This is a genomic window from Catenuloplanes nepalensis (genome assembly GCF_030811575.1).
Taxonomy (GTDB): Bacteria; Actinomycetota; Actinomycetes; order Mycobacteriales; family Micromonosporaceae; genus Catenuloplanes; species Catenuloplanes nepalensis.
Window position 1 is genome coordinate 2,070,105 of sequence record NZ_JAUSRA010000001.1, and the last position, 16,708, is coordinate 2,086,812.

Sequence of the window (16,708 nt, forward strand, 5' to 3'; positions counted from 1 at the left end):
GAATGATGGGCTGGTGCGTGGTGACCACTGGTCGGAGGCGGTATGAGCAGCTTGGAAGCGGTGCGGCAGTTGCTGAGGCAGGTGCACCGGGCCCGGCCGGAGGATCTGCCCGGGATGGTGATGCGCGCCGCCGCCCAGTTGGACGCGACCGCTCTGATCATCTATCTGGTCGATCATCAGCAGCGGCATCTGATGCCGTTGGCCGGCCCCGGAACTCCCGCGCGTGAGTCGCTGCCGGTCGACGGGACGCTGCCCGGTCGCGCGTACAGCATGACGGAGACCATCGCCGCGGACGGCGACGACGACGGGGTGCGGTTGTGGGTGCCCGTGCTCGACGGTGCGGAACGCCTCGGCGTGCTCGAGGTGGTCGCGGCCTCGGTCTTGACCGCGCAGGCCGTCGAGGACTGCAAGGCGGTCGCGTCGCTGCTCGGCGAGATGATCGTGACCAGGAACCTCTACACCGACACCATCGAGCGGGTACGCCGCCGCGAGCCGATGCGGCTGCCGGCGGAGATCCTGCGTGCGCAGCTGCCGCCGTTGACCTTCGCCACCGAGCGGCTGGTGGTCAGCGGCATCCTGGAACCCTGCTACGACGTGGCCGGCGACGCCTTCGACTACGCGGTCAACGGCGACGTCGCGCACCTGGCGCTGTTCGACGCGGCCGGGCACGGCTCGGCCGGCGGGACGCGCGCCGTGCTGCTCGCCACCCAGGCGCTGGGCGCGTACCGCAACGCCCGCCGGTCCGGTCTGGACCTGATCGGCACCTACCACCACATCGACGGCGCGGTCCGCGCCTACGACCGGTCCGGGATGATCACCGCGGTGCTCGCCGAGCTGGACCAGCGTACCGGCGTGCTGAAGGTGATCTCCGCGGGTCATCCGAGCGGGATCGTGCTGCGCGGCGGCAAGGTCGTCAAGGTGCTGCCGACGCCGACGGCGCTGCCGGTCCCGCTCGGTGATCTGCGCGCCCCGGTCGTGGTCGAGGAGATGCTGGAGCCCGGTGATCAGCTGCTGCTGTACACCGACGGCATCATCGAGGCCCGCTCCCGCGACGGCGACCTGTTCGGCATCGACCGGCTCATCGACTTCGCGGTCAGGGCCGTCGCCGACCGCCTGCCGCCGCCGGAGACCACCCGTCGCCTGGTCCACGCGATCCTCGACCACCAGGACGACACGCTCCAGGACGACGCCACCGTCCTGCTGGCCGCGTGGCGGGACGGCTCGCCGGCCGACCTCGAGCCGTGACCGCCGCCCGGATCGCCCATCGCCGGCCGGGTGGACCTGGGCCGAACCGGCCCGCGTCGCCCCGTGCCGCGGCGCGACCCCGCCCGGTCGCGGTGCCGACGGCGACCGCCGGAGATCGTGCCGGCGACGTGTACGCTGACGTCCTCGGTGGCGGAGGTGGCCGCCGCGAGGTGAGCCCGGGGGAGTGACGAGGTGCGTCGCAAGATCGTGAGTCTGCGGCGCCGGCACCGGGCACCGTCACTGGTCGTGCTGATCGCCGTTGCCTGGATCATCTTCATCTTCGTGCTCGTCACCGTGCAGCCGGATCCCGGCGCCGGCGGCTCGCCGCGCTGATCGGCGCGGGTCTCACCTGCGCGACGCCGGCCGGATGCGCGGCAATAGGCTGCTTCGCGACCGGTGCAGGACCGGCTCACCGGCGATCGGAAAAGGCATCGTGCACACAACAGAGGGAATCGTCGACTGTGCGCTGTACGCCGGCGGCGTCCGCGCACCCGAGCAGGACGACGTCGTCGCGCTGTACGAGCGGGCGCGGCGGACGCCCGGCGCGTTCGTGTGGATCGGGCTGCACGAGCCCGGCGCCGCTCTGCTCGCCGAGGTGGCCGCGGCCTTCGGCCTGCACCCGCTCGCGGTCGAGGACGTGCTGCACCAGGAGCCGCTGCCGAAACTCGAGCGGTACGGCGACACGGCGTTCCTCGTCCTGCGGGCCGCCGCCTACGTCGAGCACGCCGAGCTGACCGAGACCAGCGAGATCGTGGACACCGGGTCGGTGCGGATGTTCGTCGGCGCGCACTTCGTGATCACGGTCCGGCACGGCCACGCCGGCGCGCTGCGCCAGGTGCGCGACGAGCTGGAGGCCACGCCGGAGCAGCTCGCCCAGGGTCCGTGGGCGGTCGCGCACGCGGTGTGCGACCTGATCGTCGACGAGTACGTGCGGATCGCGGCCGCGATGCGCACCGACGTCGACACGGTGGAGCACGGCGTCTTCAGCCGCGACCGGGCGCTGCGCATCGAGCACATCTACCAGCTCAAGCGCGAGCTGCTGGAGTTCCGCAGCGCCGTGCTGCCGCTGCGGCAGCCGCTGACCGTGTTGCAGCAGCCGCAGCCGGTCGAGCTGCCCACCGAGATCCGGCGGTACTTCCGCGACGTCAGCGACCATCACTCGCGCGTGGTGGACCAGATCGTCAAGTACGACGACCTGCTGAACTCGCTGCTGCAGGCGCGCCTGGCGCAGGTGACCATGGAACAGAACAACGACATGCGCAAGATCGCCTCGTGGGCGGCCATCGCCGCGATGCAGACCGCCATCGCCGGCATCTACGGCATGAACTTCACGTTCATGCCCGAGCTGCTGTGGCGCTACGGCTACCCCGGCGTCCTCACGGTGATGCTGGTCAGCTCGGTCTTCCTGTACCGCCGGCTGCGTCGCGTCGGCTGGCTGTAAGCGGCCGGTGACGATCAGCGTACGGCGTGCTGGTGGACGATCTCGCCGACGCGGTGCAGCAGGTCCCGGCGGGTGAACGGCTTCTCGATCATGACGACGCCGTCGGGGAGGGTGCCGTTGTCCGTCAGGACGGGTTCGGCGTAGCCGGACATGTAGAGCACGGGCGTTCCGGGGCGGATGGCGGTGACCCGGGCGGCCACCTCGTGTCCCATCATCTTCGGCATGATGACGTCGGTGAGCAGCAGGTCGATCGGCCCGGGGTGGGTCTGGGCCAGGTGGATGGCCTGCTCGCCGCCGTCGGCGGACAGCACCTGGTAGCCGGCGCGGGTGAGGATGCGGCCGGCGATCTGCCGCAGGGCGTCCTCGTCCTCGACCATGAGGATCGTCTGGTGCGCGGTCGCCCGTACCGGCGCGGTGCCGGGCCCGGTCGTGTCGTCGGCGGGAGGTGCGCCGGCACGGTCGTTGGCGGGCAGCAGGATGGTGACGGTGGTGCCGATGTCGGCCTCGGAGTACAGCTGCACGTCGCCGCCGGTGGCGGTGGCGATGCCGTAGACGGTGGCCAGGCCCAGTCCGGTGCCGGAGCCGCGGGGTTTCGTGGTGTAGAACGGTTCGAAGGCGCGTTCGATGACCTCGGGCGGCATGCCGGTTCCGGTGTCGCTGATGCGCAGCCGTACGTACCGGCCGGGTCGCAGGTGTCCGTCGTCCTCACCGTCGAGCTCGGCGTTGCCGGTGTCGATGGACAGGGTGCCACCGGACGGCATCGCGTCCCGGGCGTTGACGGCCAGGTTGACCAGGATCTGCTCCAGCTGGCCGGCGTCGGCGTGGATCGTCCACAGGCCGGGGTCGAGCTGGACGATCAGGTGGATGTGCTCGCCGAGGGTGCGGCGCAGCATCTGCTCGACGTCACCGATGACGTGGTTCAGACTGAGCGTCTGGGCCTTGGTGACGTCCCGGCGGCCGAACGCCAGCAGCTGCTTGGTCAGCTGGGTGGCGCGTTCGGCGGCCCGGGCGACCTGGCGCAGGTCGTTGCGGGCGGCGTCGAGGTCGGGGTCGGTGTCGCCGAGGGCGTCGATGAGCATCTCGGTGTAGTTGCCGATCACCGCGAGGATGTTGTTGAAATCGTGGGCCACGCCGCCGGCCAACTGTCCGAGGCTCTCCAGCCGGCGGGTGTGCTGCGCGCGCCGCTCGGCGGCGTCCCGTTCGGCCTGGGCGATCAGCCGTTCGCGTTCGGCCTGGGCGATCAGCCGCTCGGTGACGTCCCGGATCGCGGCGGAGACGATGATGCCCTGGTCCGACTCCAGCGAGGAGAGGCTGATCTCGACCGGGAACTCGGAGCCGTCCTTGCGCCGGGCGGTGAGGGCGTCCCCGCCCCGCAGCGGCCGCGGCCTCGGGTCGGCGAAATAGTGTGCCCGCTGGGCCGGATGCTGCGCGCGCATTCGCTCCGGCACCAGCAGATCGACGTTGCGGCCGAGCAGTTCGTCGCGCGCGTACCCGAACAGCCGCTCGGTCTGGGCGTTGGTCAGCGTGATCGTGCCGTCCGCCAGGACGCCCAGCATCGCGTCCGGTGCGGCCTCCAGCAGTCCCTGGAACATCGACTCGGCCCGCTGTCGCTCGCTGACGTCCCGGGAGATCGACGCGACGCCGGTGATGTGCCCGTCCGGATCGGTGATCGGGGAGAGCGTCAGCGCGACGGTGATGATCTCGCCGCCCTTGCGCCGGCGCGGCACGTGGTCGAGGTCGATGCGTTCACCTGCGGCGATGCGGTGCATGAGGTGCGCTTCGGTCTCCTCCTGGCCGGGCGGGAACAGCATCGCCGCGTGCCGGCCGACGGTCTCGGTGGCGTGGTATCCGTAGAGGCGTTCCGCGCCGGCGTTCCAGCTGGTGATCACACCGTCGGTGGACTTGCCGATGATCGCGTCGTGCGAGGACTCGACGATCACGGCGAGGCGCTTGCGTTCGGCCAGCACGGTGGCCCGTTGCGCGAGCATGGCCGCCTGCGTGCCGAGCTCGGTGAACAGGGAGACGTCGTCGTCGGCGAACAGGGTGCGGAAGCGGTTGAGCATCACCAGCGCGCCGCGGCCCTCCGGAGTGGCGACCGGGGTCGCGGTGACGAACCTCGTGCCGCTGGCCGTCGCCAGCGCGACGGCAACGGCGGGCGGGCGGGTCCAGCCGGCCAGCGCGTCCATCGTGAACGGCGGTGCGAGCAGTTCGTCCACGTCGCGGTCGCTGACATCGCCGATGAGCGGCGCCTCGTCCTGGCCGAGCACGCGCAGCCGGCCGTTAGGGTTCGGCAGCAGCACCGCGACCGAGTCGGAGCCGAGGACCTGCCGGGCGCCGGCGCAGTACTGCCGCCACGTCTGCGCCGCCGGCGCGTCCGTGGGTACGGTCAGCAGCCGGCGGGCCATCGCGTACGCGGCACCGGAGGCCCACGCCCGGCGCAGCCCGAGCGGTGGCACGAACGCCAGCACATACAGCAGTCCGGAGATCAGCGCGAGGATCCGGGAGTGCACCGCGACCGAGTGGCCGCCGGCCGATACCAGCAGCGCGATCCCGAACAGGCCGGTGGCGACCGCGGCGCACCACAGCCGGGTGCGGGCGGCGCCCCCGCGCCGCCGGGCCTGCGATGCCAGCAGCCACGCCGCGACCATCTCCGCGCCGAAGAACACCGCGACCGCGGCCCAGACGACCGCCCGCGGCAACGGCGCGGTCGAGGACACCATCACCGGCAGCGCGCTGAGGACCCACGCGGCCGTCGCGAAGGCCAGCCAGCCCGGTGGCATCGACCGCAGCCGGCCCACCAGCCGCAAGGTGAACACCGGCTTGGCCAGCAGCAGCGCCACGAACAGGCCCATCACCACGCGCGGCGGCATCCCGGCGAAGACGCGGATGACGCCGAGTACGAACAGCATCGCCACCGACGAGAACATCCACATCACGTCGCGCATCAGCGGGTCCCGCCGCCGCAGATAGCTGTACGCCATCCACGCGAAGATCGCCGCGTACACCGCTGTCACCGCGAGAAGCATCATCGGAGACCTCGCCTCTTTCTCCGAGGCCCCGGCGCACGTCGTGGTCGGTCGGCCGCCACCCGGTGGAGGTACGGGACGTCCCGGGATACCACCGACGATTTTGGCACGATTCAGCCGTGTATAGACGGATATGGCGGTAGATCGATGAGGCGGTGTGGACGAGTCAGGAGCCACGTGACTCCGCGCGCGGGGTCACGTGGGAGGAGGCGCCGGCGGTCACGAGTAGGTGTCCGCGATCGCGCCCCTGACGGCGGTCCGCAGGTCGTCGAGGACGCCGGTGAAGCGCGGGCGGATCGTGTGCTTCGGCAGGCCGGGAAAGGCGCGCCGGTGCCAGTCCGCGGCCGTGACCAGCGCGACCAGCGCCTGCGTGCGGTCGTCCGGTGTGGCGTGCGGGTCGGTGACGGCCGCGTGCATCAGCCGGCGCCGTTCGGTCTCGGTGGGGTGCTCCACCCCGCCCGGCGATGGGTAGCGGGTGAACGGGACGACCAGCAGCACCTTCTGGTCGTGCCGTTCCATGACGCCGGATTCGACCAGCCGGTCCAGGACCGGCTGCAGTGCCTTCTTCGACAGCAGGTTCACCGCCTCCTTCGGCCGGCGCGGCTTCGGGTCGGCGGCGAGCACGGCGAGCGCCGCGTCGGCGAGGGGCGAGCCGGTCGGTGCCGGGTCGAGCACGGCGATCCGGCCGTCACGCATCGCGATCCGGCCGGCCAGCGCGAGTTCCATCAGGTGCGCGCCGGCGACGGCGAAGTCCACGGCGGTGCCGGTGCCCCACGCGGTGCCGTCGGTGTCGTACGCGATCAGGACCAGTTCCTCGGCCAGCGACATCGTCATGATCGGAACGGTATGGCACCGGTCCGCGCCCTGGCGTCCGCCCGCGGTAGGACAGTGCGATCCCACCCGCGGCGGACCCGCGCGCCGGCTCCCGGGGCGCGCCGGGCGTGGCGGACCAGCGCCCGGCAGGTGGGCGGCGCCCCGCCTCGTTCCCCGGACACCGGCTGCCCCGCCCGCGGTGACCCGGCGTAGCCGGTCGTGCGGGTCACGGAGGGACTGGACCAAGCCGCCGAGGGCGAGGATCGCCGGTGACCGGCGATCCTCGCCACCGTCATGCCGGTTGCGTCACCGGCAGCGCTGCCATGCGAAGTGGTAGGTGGTGGAGATGCTGCCGTCGGTGGAGTCCATCGTGAGGAAGCTCGCCACCGTCGATGTGCCCTTCGAGACCCGCAGCTCGGTGTTGATGTTGAGGTTGCGCAGTTCGCCGCACGGGTGCCAGACGACCGCGGCGATCGGGACCTCGTCGCTGGCGATCCAGTTGTCGTCGAGGGGTGCGCCGATGGGGTGGTTGATGTAGGTGCTCTGCGTCATGCCCTGGAAGTAGTAGTTGGCTCGCTGGGAGGCGACCGCACCGGTCTGGAGCAGGCCGTATCCGCGGTAGTCCACCTTGGTGATCGCGAAGGTGAAGCCCTGTGGCACGTGCACCAGCACGTTGAGCTGGCAGTTCTTGCGGCCCTCGGTGGTGGCGATGCCCGGGCCGGCCTGGGCCAGGTAGTCGCTGTAGATCGCGGTGAAGGCGGTGTTGTCCGGCGAGACCGCGACGGCGGCCGAACCGGGCCGGCAGCCGGAGCCGGCCATCGCGACGAGGTCGATGACGATGTGGTCGGTCGGCGGGTCGTCGACGATGTTCCCGGCGGACGCGGGCGAGCCCGCGATCAGTGAGGTGGCGATCAACGCCAGCACGGTTCCGGCTTGCAGCAGTTTACGCATGGAACTCCCTCCGGATGTGAATGACAGAGCGCGCGCGGCACAACGGTAAATGCAACATAGATGACCGTCAATGGTTTGTTTTGTGATCGAATTTCGTGGCGAATGTATGGCGCGGGAATTGTCGTGCGGAATGTCGCCATATTTACCCCGCAAACGCCCGCCGAGCGTCACATTGATCGCGAAATCGAAGCCGCGACGACGCGCCGAACTGGTTTCATGCACCATGCAGTGGAACTTTTGATATTGATCTACTTCGATGCTTGTGCGAAGGGTGCCGCCGGGCATACATTCTCAGACGACAGTCGGCCGGAGCGGTTACGTACCCCATCATCGCAATCTTGATGGGGCGGTGCGAGGTGCGCCGGAGTCGGCAATGGGGATCCGCGAGGCACCGGTTGATAGTGGAACTGAACTGAGAGGAATGCAATGAGAAGAAGGCCCACCGGCGCGAGGATTGCGGTTCTCGCCGCACTCGGCACGGTTCTCGCCCTGCCACTGTCCGCGCCGGCACACGCGGACGACGACGCGGTCGCCGCCGTCCCGGACGGCGCCGTCACCGTCGAAGTGATCGCCGCCAGCGGCTCGGGCTGCGCCCCCGGCACGGCATGGGTGGCCACCAAGTCCGACAAGTCCGGCTTCCGGATCAGGTACTACGACTTCGTCGCCGAGGCCGGCGGCAACGCCGCGCTCGTCGACCGCCGCAAGAACTGCCAGATCGGCGTCCTCATCACGGTCCCGGCCGGCTGGACCTTCGCGGTCGCGGAGGCCGACTACCGCGGCCGGGCGCGGCTCGCCTCCGGCGCGACCGGACTGCAGCGCACGAACTACTACTGGCAGGGGTCGTCCGACAACAGCAGCACCGCGGAGACCTTCTACGGCCCGTTCAGCGGCTACTGGAGCACCAGGGACGCGGCTCCGGCGCTGATCTACACGCCCTGCACGGCGCAGCGTGTCCTGAACATCAACACCGAGCTGCGGGTGGACGCCGGCACGTCCGGCTACACCAGCAGCATGTCGATGAACTCCAGCGAGGGCGACGTCGACACGCTGTTCAACTTCAGCTGGACGCAGTGCTGAAACCCTGCGCATCTCCCGGTCGCGGCGGATCCCACGGAACCCGCCGCGACCGGCGCCGTTCCACCGCCCGGGTGCGGCCGCCGGCCGTACCCGCGGCGGGTTTCGTCCTGTCGGTTGAGGGGTTTCCCCGTCCCGATGGGGTGAGCTGGGTGGGGGGTGAGGCCGATGGGACGGACACACCCGGCCGACGCGAGCGGTCGCGGAGTACTGGAGGGCGCGTTCCGCCTGCTGGACGCGCTGTCCGAGGTGGAGGCGGCCGGGCTGTCGGCGGTGGCGAGGCTCAGTGGCCTGCCCAAGGCGACCGCCTACCGGCTCCTCGACCAGCTCGAAGACCTCGGCGCGGTCGAGCGCATCCGCGGCGGATACCGGATCGGGCACACCCTGGCCCTGCTCAGCGACCGGCGCGCCCGGGCCCGCCGGCTCCGCGCCGCGGCACACGAGCCGTCCCGGACACTGGCCGCGCAGACCGGCTGCACCGTCGGCATGTCGGTGCTGCGCGACCGCGAGATCACCTGCGTGTCATCGGTGGTCGCCGGCGAACGACTGTTGTTCGATCCCGGCCTGGCCACCTATCCGCTGGTCACCGCCGCCGGGCAGATGCTGCTCGCCGAACGCGACGACACCGGCCCGCCACCGCCGATGTCGGACCTGGAATGGCGGCGCGCCCGGGCCGCGATCCGCGAGCGCGGCACCGCGATCGACCAGCAGAGCGTCGTGTCCGGACTGTCCTGCGTGGCCGCGCCGGTCCGCGACCCCGGCGGCCGGCTCATCGCCTCGGCACGCGCCCCCGCACTGGCGGTGCTGGCCGGCGTCCTGATCGCCGCCCTCACCGTGCTGATCCTGCTCCTACCCGGCCGCGACGGCACCCCCACCTGCACCGCCCCGGCCGCATGCCCACCGACCGCCCCACCCTCGCCCGGCCGGCCGACCCTCGGCGGCCGTTGAAGCGAGCCGCCTGCTGGCCTCAGGAGTACAGGCGGCTCAGGTCGACGAGGAGGATCCGGTCGTCCGTCACCGCGGCGGCCTCCAGCTCGGCGGTGAATCCATTGCCGCCGTAGAGCGCGAGCACCGTGTCGTCGGTGTCGTAGCCCTTCGGGCGGAGCAGATCGCGTGCCGTCGCGAGACGCTGCAGATGGTGGTGTCCGATGACCTCACCCCATTTCACCTCGCCGAGGGACAGAATGCGACGAGGGCTGTTCGCCTGCGGTGCGGACAGCGCGACCACGTCGATCTCGATCTGGGTACGGTTCGCCGGGTCGTTGACCGTGCCGGAACCGACCTCCGCGGGATGCTCGGCGAAGAGGCTGCCGCCGGACTCCAGGACGAAGGCCCGGCACAGGGCCTCGAAGTGCGGGCCGACGACCTGGGTGAGGAAGGTCTGCCGGGTCGTCGTCCAGACCTGCTCGGCGCGGTGGATCTCCAGTTCGGCCCAGCGGTTACGCATGATCGACTCGTAGAACGTGATCAGCGGTTCGACGATGCGATAGCGGACCCTGCCCGACCGAAGCAGGTCCGGTTCGCGGGAGATCAGGGCGCAGTCCTCCAGGACGTTGAGCGGGTGCGTGATGTGATCCGTCTTCCGGCCGATGAAGTTCGCGATCCCGCCGTTGGTGTTGTGGCCAGTGGCGATCGCCGCGAGCACGGAGTGGTAGAGGGCCGGGTCACGGATGGCCGCTTCCTCCGCCAGCAGGTACCGCGCTTCCCGGAACAGCGGTGTCTGTGGATTCAGGGCGGTCCGGATCACCCAGGCGTCGAAGTCCTCGATCGTGTCCGGGGCGTCCCCCTGGGTGAACTCGTTCCGGTAGGCGGGGGTGCCGCCGACGACCGCGTGCACCAGGACGGCGAGCCTGGGGTCGGTGATACCCCAGAACTCGGCCGACTCGCGGTGCCGGAACGGTTGCACGATGAGTTCGAGGCTGGCCCGGCCGCGGAGCGGTGCCTGCCCGGCCAGCAGGCCTCCCATGACCGACATCGCTGACCCGCACAGCACCAGTCGCGCCGAGCTCGTCCGTCCGCTGCCGCCGGGCCCGAGTTCGCGTTGAATGATCGAGGGCAGCGCCGGTGACGACTTGGACAGGAACGGAAATTCGTCGATCGCGACGATGGTCGGGCGGTCGCCGACACTGTGGAACAGATGCGCGATCGCATCGTTCCAGTCCCGGAACGGAGCACGGACGACCTCGCGGGTGTGCCGCGTGAGTGCCTCGGTGAACAGGCGCAGCGACTCTGCCTCGGTGGCTTCGGTGGCCGCGAAATACAGGCCTCCAGCCGCCTCGGCGAGTGCCTGCAGCAGGAAACTCTTGCCCTGGCGACGCCGGCCGCTCACCACACCGAGCGACGCGCCGCCCGCCGTCGCGCCGACGGGTCTGGTCGCGAAGGCGGCGAGGCCGTCCCACTCGCGGGCCCGTCCGAAGATGCGCGATGGCTTGTCCAAGGCCGTACCCCTTCATGACTGCGAGTTACAGAAGTATAGTTCCCGGAACTATACTTCCGTAACCGAGCGGGTGCCTTCAGTGCCCCGGCGCAACGGTTTCATTCAGGGGGCACGGCCTCGGCCGTACCCCTGGATGCCGGTGGTCAGCTGACGAAGGCGTGCTGGAGGCAGCTGCCGTCGGCCGGTGGCCGGTAGGTGGGCGGCGGGGGGTGCGGGCGACGTTGACCGTCGTCGGGAACGTGCCCCGGGGTCTCGAGGGCAATACGGCAGGCTAGCGCTGAATCCCCGCTGACACGGCCGCCAGACCTACCGGCGCGTCACCCAGCCGAGCAGTGGATCGATGCCGTGCGCACCGGCTGCCACCTCGGCGAGGCCGGTCACGACCGGCAGGACTCGTTCCCGGAGCCGGCCGGGGCCGGCCGCGAGCCGGCCGTGGAACGCGGCGATCGCGTCCTGCGGGTCGCCGGCGCCGGGCACGGACAGGAAGAAGACCACCTGCCGCCACGCGTACGCGATGTCCTTGCGGGTCCGCAGGCCGGCGGGGCGGGCGGCCAGCCGCAGCACGGTGCCGAACGCGCCGTCCGCGGCCGCCCGCCAGCCGTCCTCCGGCACGGCCCCGGCCGCGTACGCGAGCGTGGCCAGGTTGTGCGTGGTGACGATCTGCCCCTGCTCGATGACGGCGCCGTTCGCGGCGACGGAACCACGCGGCGACCCGGCCCGCTCGCGGCAGTGCCGGGCGAAGTCCCTGCCGGCCCGGGACCAGTCGACGCCGTAGTACCGCTGGTAGAGGCTGCCGGCGAGCAGTTCACCGGCCAGCGCGGCGGCCCGGCCGAACTTCGGCGTGAACCCGCCCATGAAGATGTCCGCGGCCAGTTCCTCCACCCACGGCAGCCCGGGGGAGAGCGTCGACAGCTCCGCGACCAGCGGATTCGGCGTGATCGTCCCCGGAAAGCCGGTCAGGTAGTAGCTGCCGAGGCGCCGCACGGTCTCGTCCCGGCCGGCCGGGCCGGTGGTGCGCTGCGCGGCGACCCACGGCAGCTCGCCGATGCGCACCTGGTGGGCGTAGTCGAGCAGGAGCAGCGACCGGCGGTTGCGGAACGCGCGGTAGACCGCGGCCATCAGCACCGGATCGGAGTATCCGGACGCCTCCACCACGGACGTGATCTGCGGGGTGAGCCGGGCCAGGACCTCGGCGGACGGCACCACCCGGGCGCGGATCAGCTCCGGGATCGTCCCGGCGGTGGCGCGCCGGACCACCCGGCGGATCGAGTCCGGCACCGGCGTGCCGTGGACCGGCGCGCAGACCGCGTCGGTGTCGGCCACGCCGGACCGCGGGTCGAGCCGGTCCAGCCGCGCGGCCACGGCGTGGGCCAGCTGGTGGTGACCGGGCAGCCCCGCGTGCCGGGCCTGGGCGGTGCGCAGCGCCGTGTGCTCCGGCGAGCCGGGACGCCCGCGCTTCGCCGTCATCGCCGCGATCGCGACGCGCAGCAGGCCCGCGTGCCGCGGCGTCAGCTCCCGGCCGGCGACCGCGTGCTCGGCCGCGGTCCGCAGGATGTACAGGTTCTCCTTGCGACGCAGATGCTTGCGGCTGCGCGTGTGCCGCGCCGCGAGTTCGCGGTACCGGGCGAGCAGGTCCCGGGCCCGGCCGGCGTCGAAGTCGAGCCAGAGCGTCAGGAACTCGTCGGCGAGCGGATTCCACACGGTCAGCGCCTCCCGCTGCGCCGCGACCCGCGGATTCTCCGTCCGCGCGGCCAGCTGCGCGCCGACCTCGCCCGCCCCGGCCCGCCACACCACGTCCGGCGCACGCAGCACCGGCCGTTCCGGTACCGGCGTGAAACACAGCCGGTCCGCGAACGGCCCGATCGCGTCCAGCACGTCCAGCGCGGCCGCGCGGTCACCGGCGCGCAGCAGCGACGCGACGGCCGGCAGCGCGCCCTGTTCCGGCACGTCGATGCGGTAGTCGCCGCTGTCGAGCAGCGCGTGCAGCTCGGCCAGCCCGGCGTCGGTCAGGTAGTGGGCGAACGCGGCCGCCCGGGAGCCGAAACGCGCCTCGTGCGGGCGCAGCGGCCCGCCCGCGGCCGGTTCCCCGGTCGCGAAACCGCCCCGCATCACGTCCAGCGTGACCCAGGCGGGAAAACGCTTCACGGGGGTACGGGAGCCGTGCGCGTGACCACCGGACAGCACCAGCGACCACCGCCGCACGCGCTCCTCGGCCCGCCGCCGGGTCGCGGGATCCTCGTGCGTGGCGGCGGTGACGAACGCCGCCGCGAGCTGCCCGGTCGCATATCCGGCCGATACCTGTTCCATGCCGACGTGGCAGGACCCGCCCCTGCGCCCTCCGGGTCCAGAGCCCGGTGCTCTGTCTCGCTGAGCTACACGCCGTCGTCGGTTCCGACCATAGTCAGCCGTCCCACCGGCCGCCTCGCATTTTCGCCGTACCGCGCAGGGTATCGATTGTTATCGTCGCGTATGGCGAATCTCGATGTGGCCGCGCTGCGGGCCGACACCCCCGCCTGTGAGCGGGTCGTCCACTTCAACAACGCGGGCAGCAGCCTGCCGCCGGCTCCGGTGCTGGACGCGATGATCGACTACCTGCGGCTGGAGGCGGAGATCGGCGGCTACGAGGCCGCGGACGCGCGCGCGGAGGCGATCCAGGCGTTCTACACCGAGGCGGCGGCGCTGCTCGGCGCGCGGCCGGAGGAGATCGCGTTCGCGAACAACAGCACGCACGCGTACGCGACCGCGCTGTCCGCGATCGACTTCGCGCCCGGCGACGTGGTGCTGACCACCCGCGACGACTACATCTCCAACCAGATCGCGTTCCTGTCGCTGCACCGGCGGCGCGGCGTGCGGGTGGTGCACGCGCCGGACGCGCCCGGCGGTGGCGTGGACGTGGACGCGATGGCCGCGCTGATGCGCGCGCACCGGCCCCGGCTGGTCGCGGTCACGCACGTGCCGACGAGTTCCGGGCTGATCGCGCCGGTCGCGGAGATCGGCCGGCACTGCCGGGAACTGGACCTGCTGTACCTGGTCGACGCGTGCCAGTCGATCGGGCAGCTGCCGCTGGACGTGACCGCGATCGGCGCGGACCTGCTCACCGCGACGGGCCGCAAGTTCCTGCGCGGGCCGCGCGGCACCGGCCTGCTGTTCGTCTCGGAGCGAGTGCTGAAGGCCGGGTACGAGCCGCTGTTCATCGACATGCGCGGCGCCCGCTGGACCGAGGCCGGCGGCTACGAGCCGGTGGCGTCCGCGGCCCGGTTCGAGGACTGGGAGTTCCCGTACGCGGGCCTGCTCGGGCTGACCGCCGCGATCCGTTACGCCCGCCGGGTCGGCGTGCCGGAGGGCTCCCGGCGGGCGCTCGGGCTGGCCGCGTCGCTGCGGGAACGGCTGCGCGAGATCGACGGCTTCCGCGTCCTGGACCGCGGGCCGGAGCTGGGCGCGCTGGTCACGTTCACGGTCGCGGGCGCGGCACCGGAGCCGTTGCGGGCGCGGCTGACCGGCGCCGGGATCAACTGCTCGGTGACGCGGCGCGAGCACGCCCGGTTCGACTTCACCGACAAGGGTGTCGAGTGGTGCCTGCGCCTGTCCCCGCACTACTTCAACACCGACGGCGAGGCCGACCGGGTCGTGGACGTCCTCAACGGATAGTCAGCGCGCGGCCAGCCAGGCGAACGCGGCCGGGGTGGCCGCGACCACCGGGTTGGTCAGCGTGCCCACCCCGTCGACGGTGATCTCCACGACGTCGCCCTCGTGGAGCGTGAAGTCCAGCGCCGGGACCAGGCCGGTACCGGTGGACAGGATCGCGCCCTCCGGGAAGTGCATGCTCCGGAACAGGTAGGCGGCCAGGTCGTCGAGCGTGCGGTGCAGCAGCGACGTCGAGGTGGTGCCCTCGAACGCGACCCCGCTGCCGCGCCGCACCACGACACCGATGCCGAGCGCGGTGGCGTCCGGGACCTCCCACGCGGGCCGGATGCCCGGGCCGAGCGCGCACGAGCCGGCGTAGACCTTGGCCTGCGGCAGGTAGAGCGGGTTCTCGCCCTCGATCGACCGGGACGAGACGTCGTCGCAGACGGTGTAGCCGACGATCCGGCCGGTCGCGTTGAGCACCAGCGCCAGCTCCGGCTCCGGGACGTCGACGGCGGAGTCCGGCCGGATCCCGATCGGCTCGCCGTCGCCGCAGACCCGCCAGGCCGCGCTCTTGAAGAACAGCTCGGGCCGTTCCGCGTCGTAGACCAGCGAGTACACGTCCGGGGCCTGGCTCTCCTCGCGGCGCGCCGCACGCGAGCGGACGTAGGTGACGCCGCTGGCCCACACCTCGGTCTGCCCGTCCACCGGCGGAAGCCGTTTCACCGCACCGTCCTCGGCCGGCCCGGATCGCTCCACAACGGACCGGATCTCGTCGGTCGGAAGGGCCAGAAGCAACCCCAGCGAGGGTACGCCGAGGCGCCGCACCGTCCCGTCGTCCTCGGCGACGCCGACGTGAACGGCCCCGGCCGTCTCGTACCGAATGATCAGCATGCGGACTCCTTCACCGTGGGGGACGTGCGCCGCGTCAATCCTCTCGCGTGTCCGCGGCGCGCGCGTGAAGCTGTGCTGCGGCCCGGCTTAAGAAATCCTCGATAGACCGGCAGGGGAACAATGGTGAACATTGGTTCCGAATCACCCCACTTCCGGCCGATGAGGAGCCGACGCGTGAAGGCACTGGTCAAGGAGAGAGCCGAGCCCGGTCTGTGGCTCGCGGACGTGCCCGAGCCCGCGGTCGGTGCGGACGACGTGCTGGTCAAGGTGGCCAGGACCGGGATCTGCGGCACCGACCTGCACATCCGGGCCTGGGACGGCTGGGCGCGGCAGTCGATCCGGACGCCGATGGTGATCGGCCACGAGTTCACCGGTGAGGTCGTCGAGATCGGCCGGAACGTCACCAACGTCGCAGTCGGCGACCTGGTCAGCGGCGAGGGCCACCTGGTGTGCGGGAAGTGCCGCAACTGCCTGGCCGGGCGGCGCCACATGTGCCGGGCCACGGTCGGTCTCGGCGTGGGCCGCGACGGCGCGTTCGCCGAGTACGTGGTGCTGCCGGAGACGAACATCTGGGTGCACCGCGTCCCGGTCGACCCGGACGTGGCCGCGATCTTCGACCCGTTCGGCAACGCGGTGCACACCGCGCTGTCGTTCCCGCTGGTCGGCGAGGACGTGCTGATCACCGGCGCCGGGCCGATCGGGCTGATGGCCGCGGCCGTGGCCACGCACGCCGGCGCCCGGCACGTGATGATCACCGACGTCAGCGAGGACCGCCTCGACCTGGCCCGCAAGATCGGCGTCAGCCTCGCGCTGAACGTGTCCGAGTCGACGATCGCGGACGGTCAGCGCCGGCTCGGCCTGCGCGAGGGCTTCGACGTGGGCCTGGAGATGTCCGGCCACCCGGCGGCGATGCGCGACATGATCGCGAACATGACGCACGGCGGGAGGATCGCGATGCTCGGACTGCCCGCCGAGGAGTTCCCGATCGACTGGGCGCGCCTGGTCACCTCGATGATCACCATCAAGGGCGTCTACGGCCGGGAGATGTTCGAGACCTGGTACTCGATGTCCGTACTGCTGGAGGGCGGTCTTGATCTGGCGCCCGTGATCACCGGCCGGTACGGCTTCCGTGACTTCGAGGCCGCGTTCGCCGACGCCGCGAGCGGCCGCAGCGGCAAGATCATCCTGGACTGGAGCAACTGA

General features: G+C 71.6%; 14 protein-coding genes and 1 tRNA gene. 8 read left to right on the top strand and 7 right to left on the bottom strand.

Annotated elements, in window-relative coordinates; genetic code table 11:
* Positions 1–42 precede the first annotated feature (42 nt).
* The 3 genes from J2S43_RS08565 (at position 43) to J2S43_RS08575 (ending at position 2,686) form a co-directional block, all read left to right on the top strand.
* Positions 43–1,245: a PP2C family protein-serine/threonine phosphatase gene (locus J2S43_RS08565; protein WP_306828235.1), complete on the top strand. Its 1,203-nt coding sequence runs from the start codon at positions 43–45 to the stop codon at positions 1,243–1,245.
* A gap of 192 nt (positions 1,246–1,437) precedes the next feature.
* Complete coding sequence (locus J2S43_RS08570) at positions 1,438–1,578, top strand: hypothetical protein (RefSeq protein ID WP_306828236.1); 141 nt, start codon at positions 1,438–1,440, stop codon at positions 1,576–1,578.
* A gap of 100 nt (positions 1,579–1,678) precedes the next feature.
* Positions 1,679–2,686: a magnesium and cobalt transport protein CorA gene (locus tag J2S43_RS08575; protein WP_306828238.1), complete on the top strand. Its 1,008-nt coding sequence runs from the start codon at positions 1,679–1,681 to the stop codon at positions 2,684–2,686.
* Between the two features lie 14 nt (positions 2,687–2,700).
* On the opposite strand, the gene J2S43_RS08580 is transcribed toward J2S43_RS08575, so the two are convergent.
* The 3 genes from J2S43_RS08580 to J2S43_RS08590 form a co-directional block, all read right to left on the bottom strand.
* Positions 2,701–5,700, bottom strand: coding sequence for a hybrid sensor histidine kinase/response regulator (locus J2S43_RS08580; RefSeq protein ID WP_306828239.1), 3,000 nt, complete (start codon positions 5,698–5,700; stop codon positions 2,701–2,703).
* A 231-nt stretch (positions 5,701–5,931) separates the two neighbouring features.
* Positions 5,932–6,546, bottom strand: coding sequence for a GOLPH3/VPS74 family protein (locus J2S43_RS08585; protein ID WP_306828241.1), 615 nt, complete (start codon positions 6,544–6,546; stop codon positions 5,932–5,934).
* A gap of 285 nt (positions 6,547–6,831) precedes the next feature.
* On the bottom strand, positions 6,832–7,476 hold the full coding sequence (locus J2S43_RS08590) for a DUF4360 domain-containing protein (protein WP_306828242.1): 645 nt from the start codon (positions 7,474–7,476) through the stop codon (positions 6,832–6,834).
* Between the two features lie 60 nt (positions 7,477–7,536).
* Between J2S43_RS08590 and J2S43_RS08595 the strand changes: the two genes are divergently transcribed.
* The 3 genes from J2S43_RS08595 (at position 7,537) to J2S43_RS08605 (ending at position 9,498) form a co-directional block, all read left to right on the top strand.
* The gene (locus tag J2S43_RS08595; RefSeq protein ID WP_306828243.1) at positions 7,537–7,818 is read left to right on the top strand and encodes a hypothetical protein; all 282 of its coding nucleotides are present in this window, start codon (positions 7,537–7,539) and stop codon (positions 7,816–7,818) included.
* Positions 7,819–7,902: 84 nt separating this feature from the next.
* Positions 7,903–8,553 carry a DUF4360 domain-containing protein gene (locus J2S43_RS08600; protein WP_306828244.1) on the top strand — a complete coding sequence of 217 codons (651 nt, stop codon included), beginning with the start codon at positions 7,903–7,905 and terminating at the stop codon, positions 8,551–8,553.
* A 165-nt stretch (positions 8,554–8,718) separates the two neighbouring features.
* Positions 8,719–9,498, top strand: a complete 780-nt coding sequence (locus J2S43_RS08605; RefSeq protein ID WP_306828246.1) for a helix-turn-helix domain-containing protein — start codon at positions 8,719–8,721, stop codon at positions 9,496–9,498.
* 19 nt (positions 9,499–9,517) lie between these two features.
* Here J2S43_RS08605 and J2S43_RS08610 read toward each other — a convergent pair whose 3' ends face one another.
* The 3 genes from J2S43_RS08610 to J2S43_RS08620 all read right to left on the bottom strand — a co-directional run bounded on the left by J2S43_RS08610 (position 9,518) and on the right by J2S43_RS08620 (position 13,369).
* Positions 9,518–10,987 (bottom strand): ATP-binding protein, encoded by a 1,470-nt coding sequence (locus tag J2S43_RS08610; protein WP_306828247.1) that lies wholly within the window; start codon positions 10,985–10,987, stop codon positions 9,518–9,520.
* A 306-nt stretch (positions 10,988–11,293) separates the two neighbouring features.
* Complete coding sequence (locus tag J2S43_RS08615; RefSeq protein ID WP_306828248.1) at positions 11,294–13,294, bottom strand: hypothetical protein; 2,001 nt, start codon at positions 13,292–13,294, stop codon at positions 11,294–11,296.
* Between the two features lies 1 nt (position 13,295).
* Positions 13,296–13,369 (bottom strand) — tRNA-Gln (locus J2S43_RS08620).
* An 87-nt stretch (positions 13,370–13,456) separates the two neighbouring features.
* On the opposite strand from J2S43_RS08620, the gene J2S43_RS08625 reads away from it, so the two are divergent.
* Positions 13,457–14,635, top strand: coding sequence for an aminotransferase class V-fold PLP-dependent enzyme (locus J2S43_RS08625; protein ID WP_306828249.1), 1,179 nt, complete (start codon positions 13,457–13,459; stop codon positions 14,633–14,635).
* Here J2S43_RS08625 and J2S43_RS08630 read toward each other — a convergent pair whose 3' ends face one another.
* Entirely contained in the window at positions 14,636–15,505 is an 870-nt protein-coding gene (locus J2S43_RS08630; RefSeq protein ID WP_306828250.1) for a fumarylacetoacetate hydrolase family protein, read from the bottom strand.
* Positions 15,506–15,679: 174 nt separating this feature from the next.
* On the opposite strand from J2S43_RS08630, the gene tdh reads away from it, so the two are divergent.
* Positions 15,680–16,708 (top strand): L-threonine 3-dehydrogenase, encoded by a 1,029-nt coding sequence (tdh, locus tag J2S43_RS08635; protein ID WP_306828251.1) that lies wholly within the window; start codon positions 15,680–15,682, stop codon positions 16,706–16,708.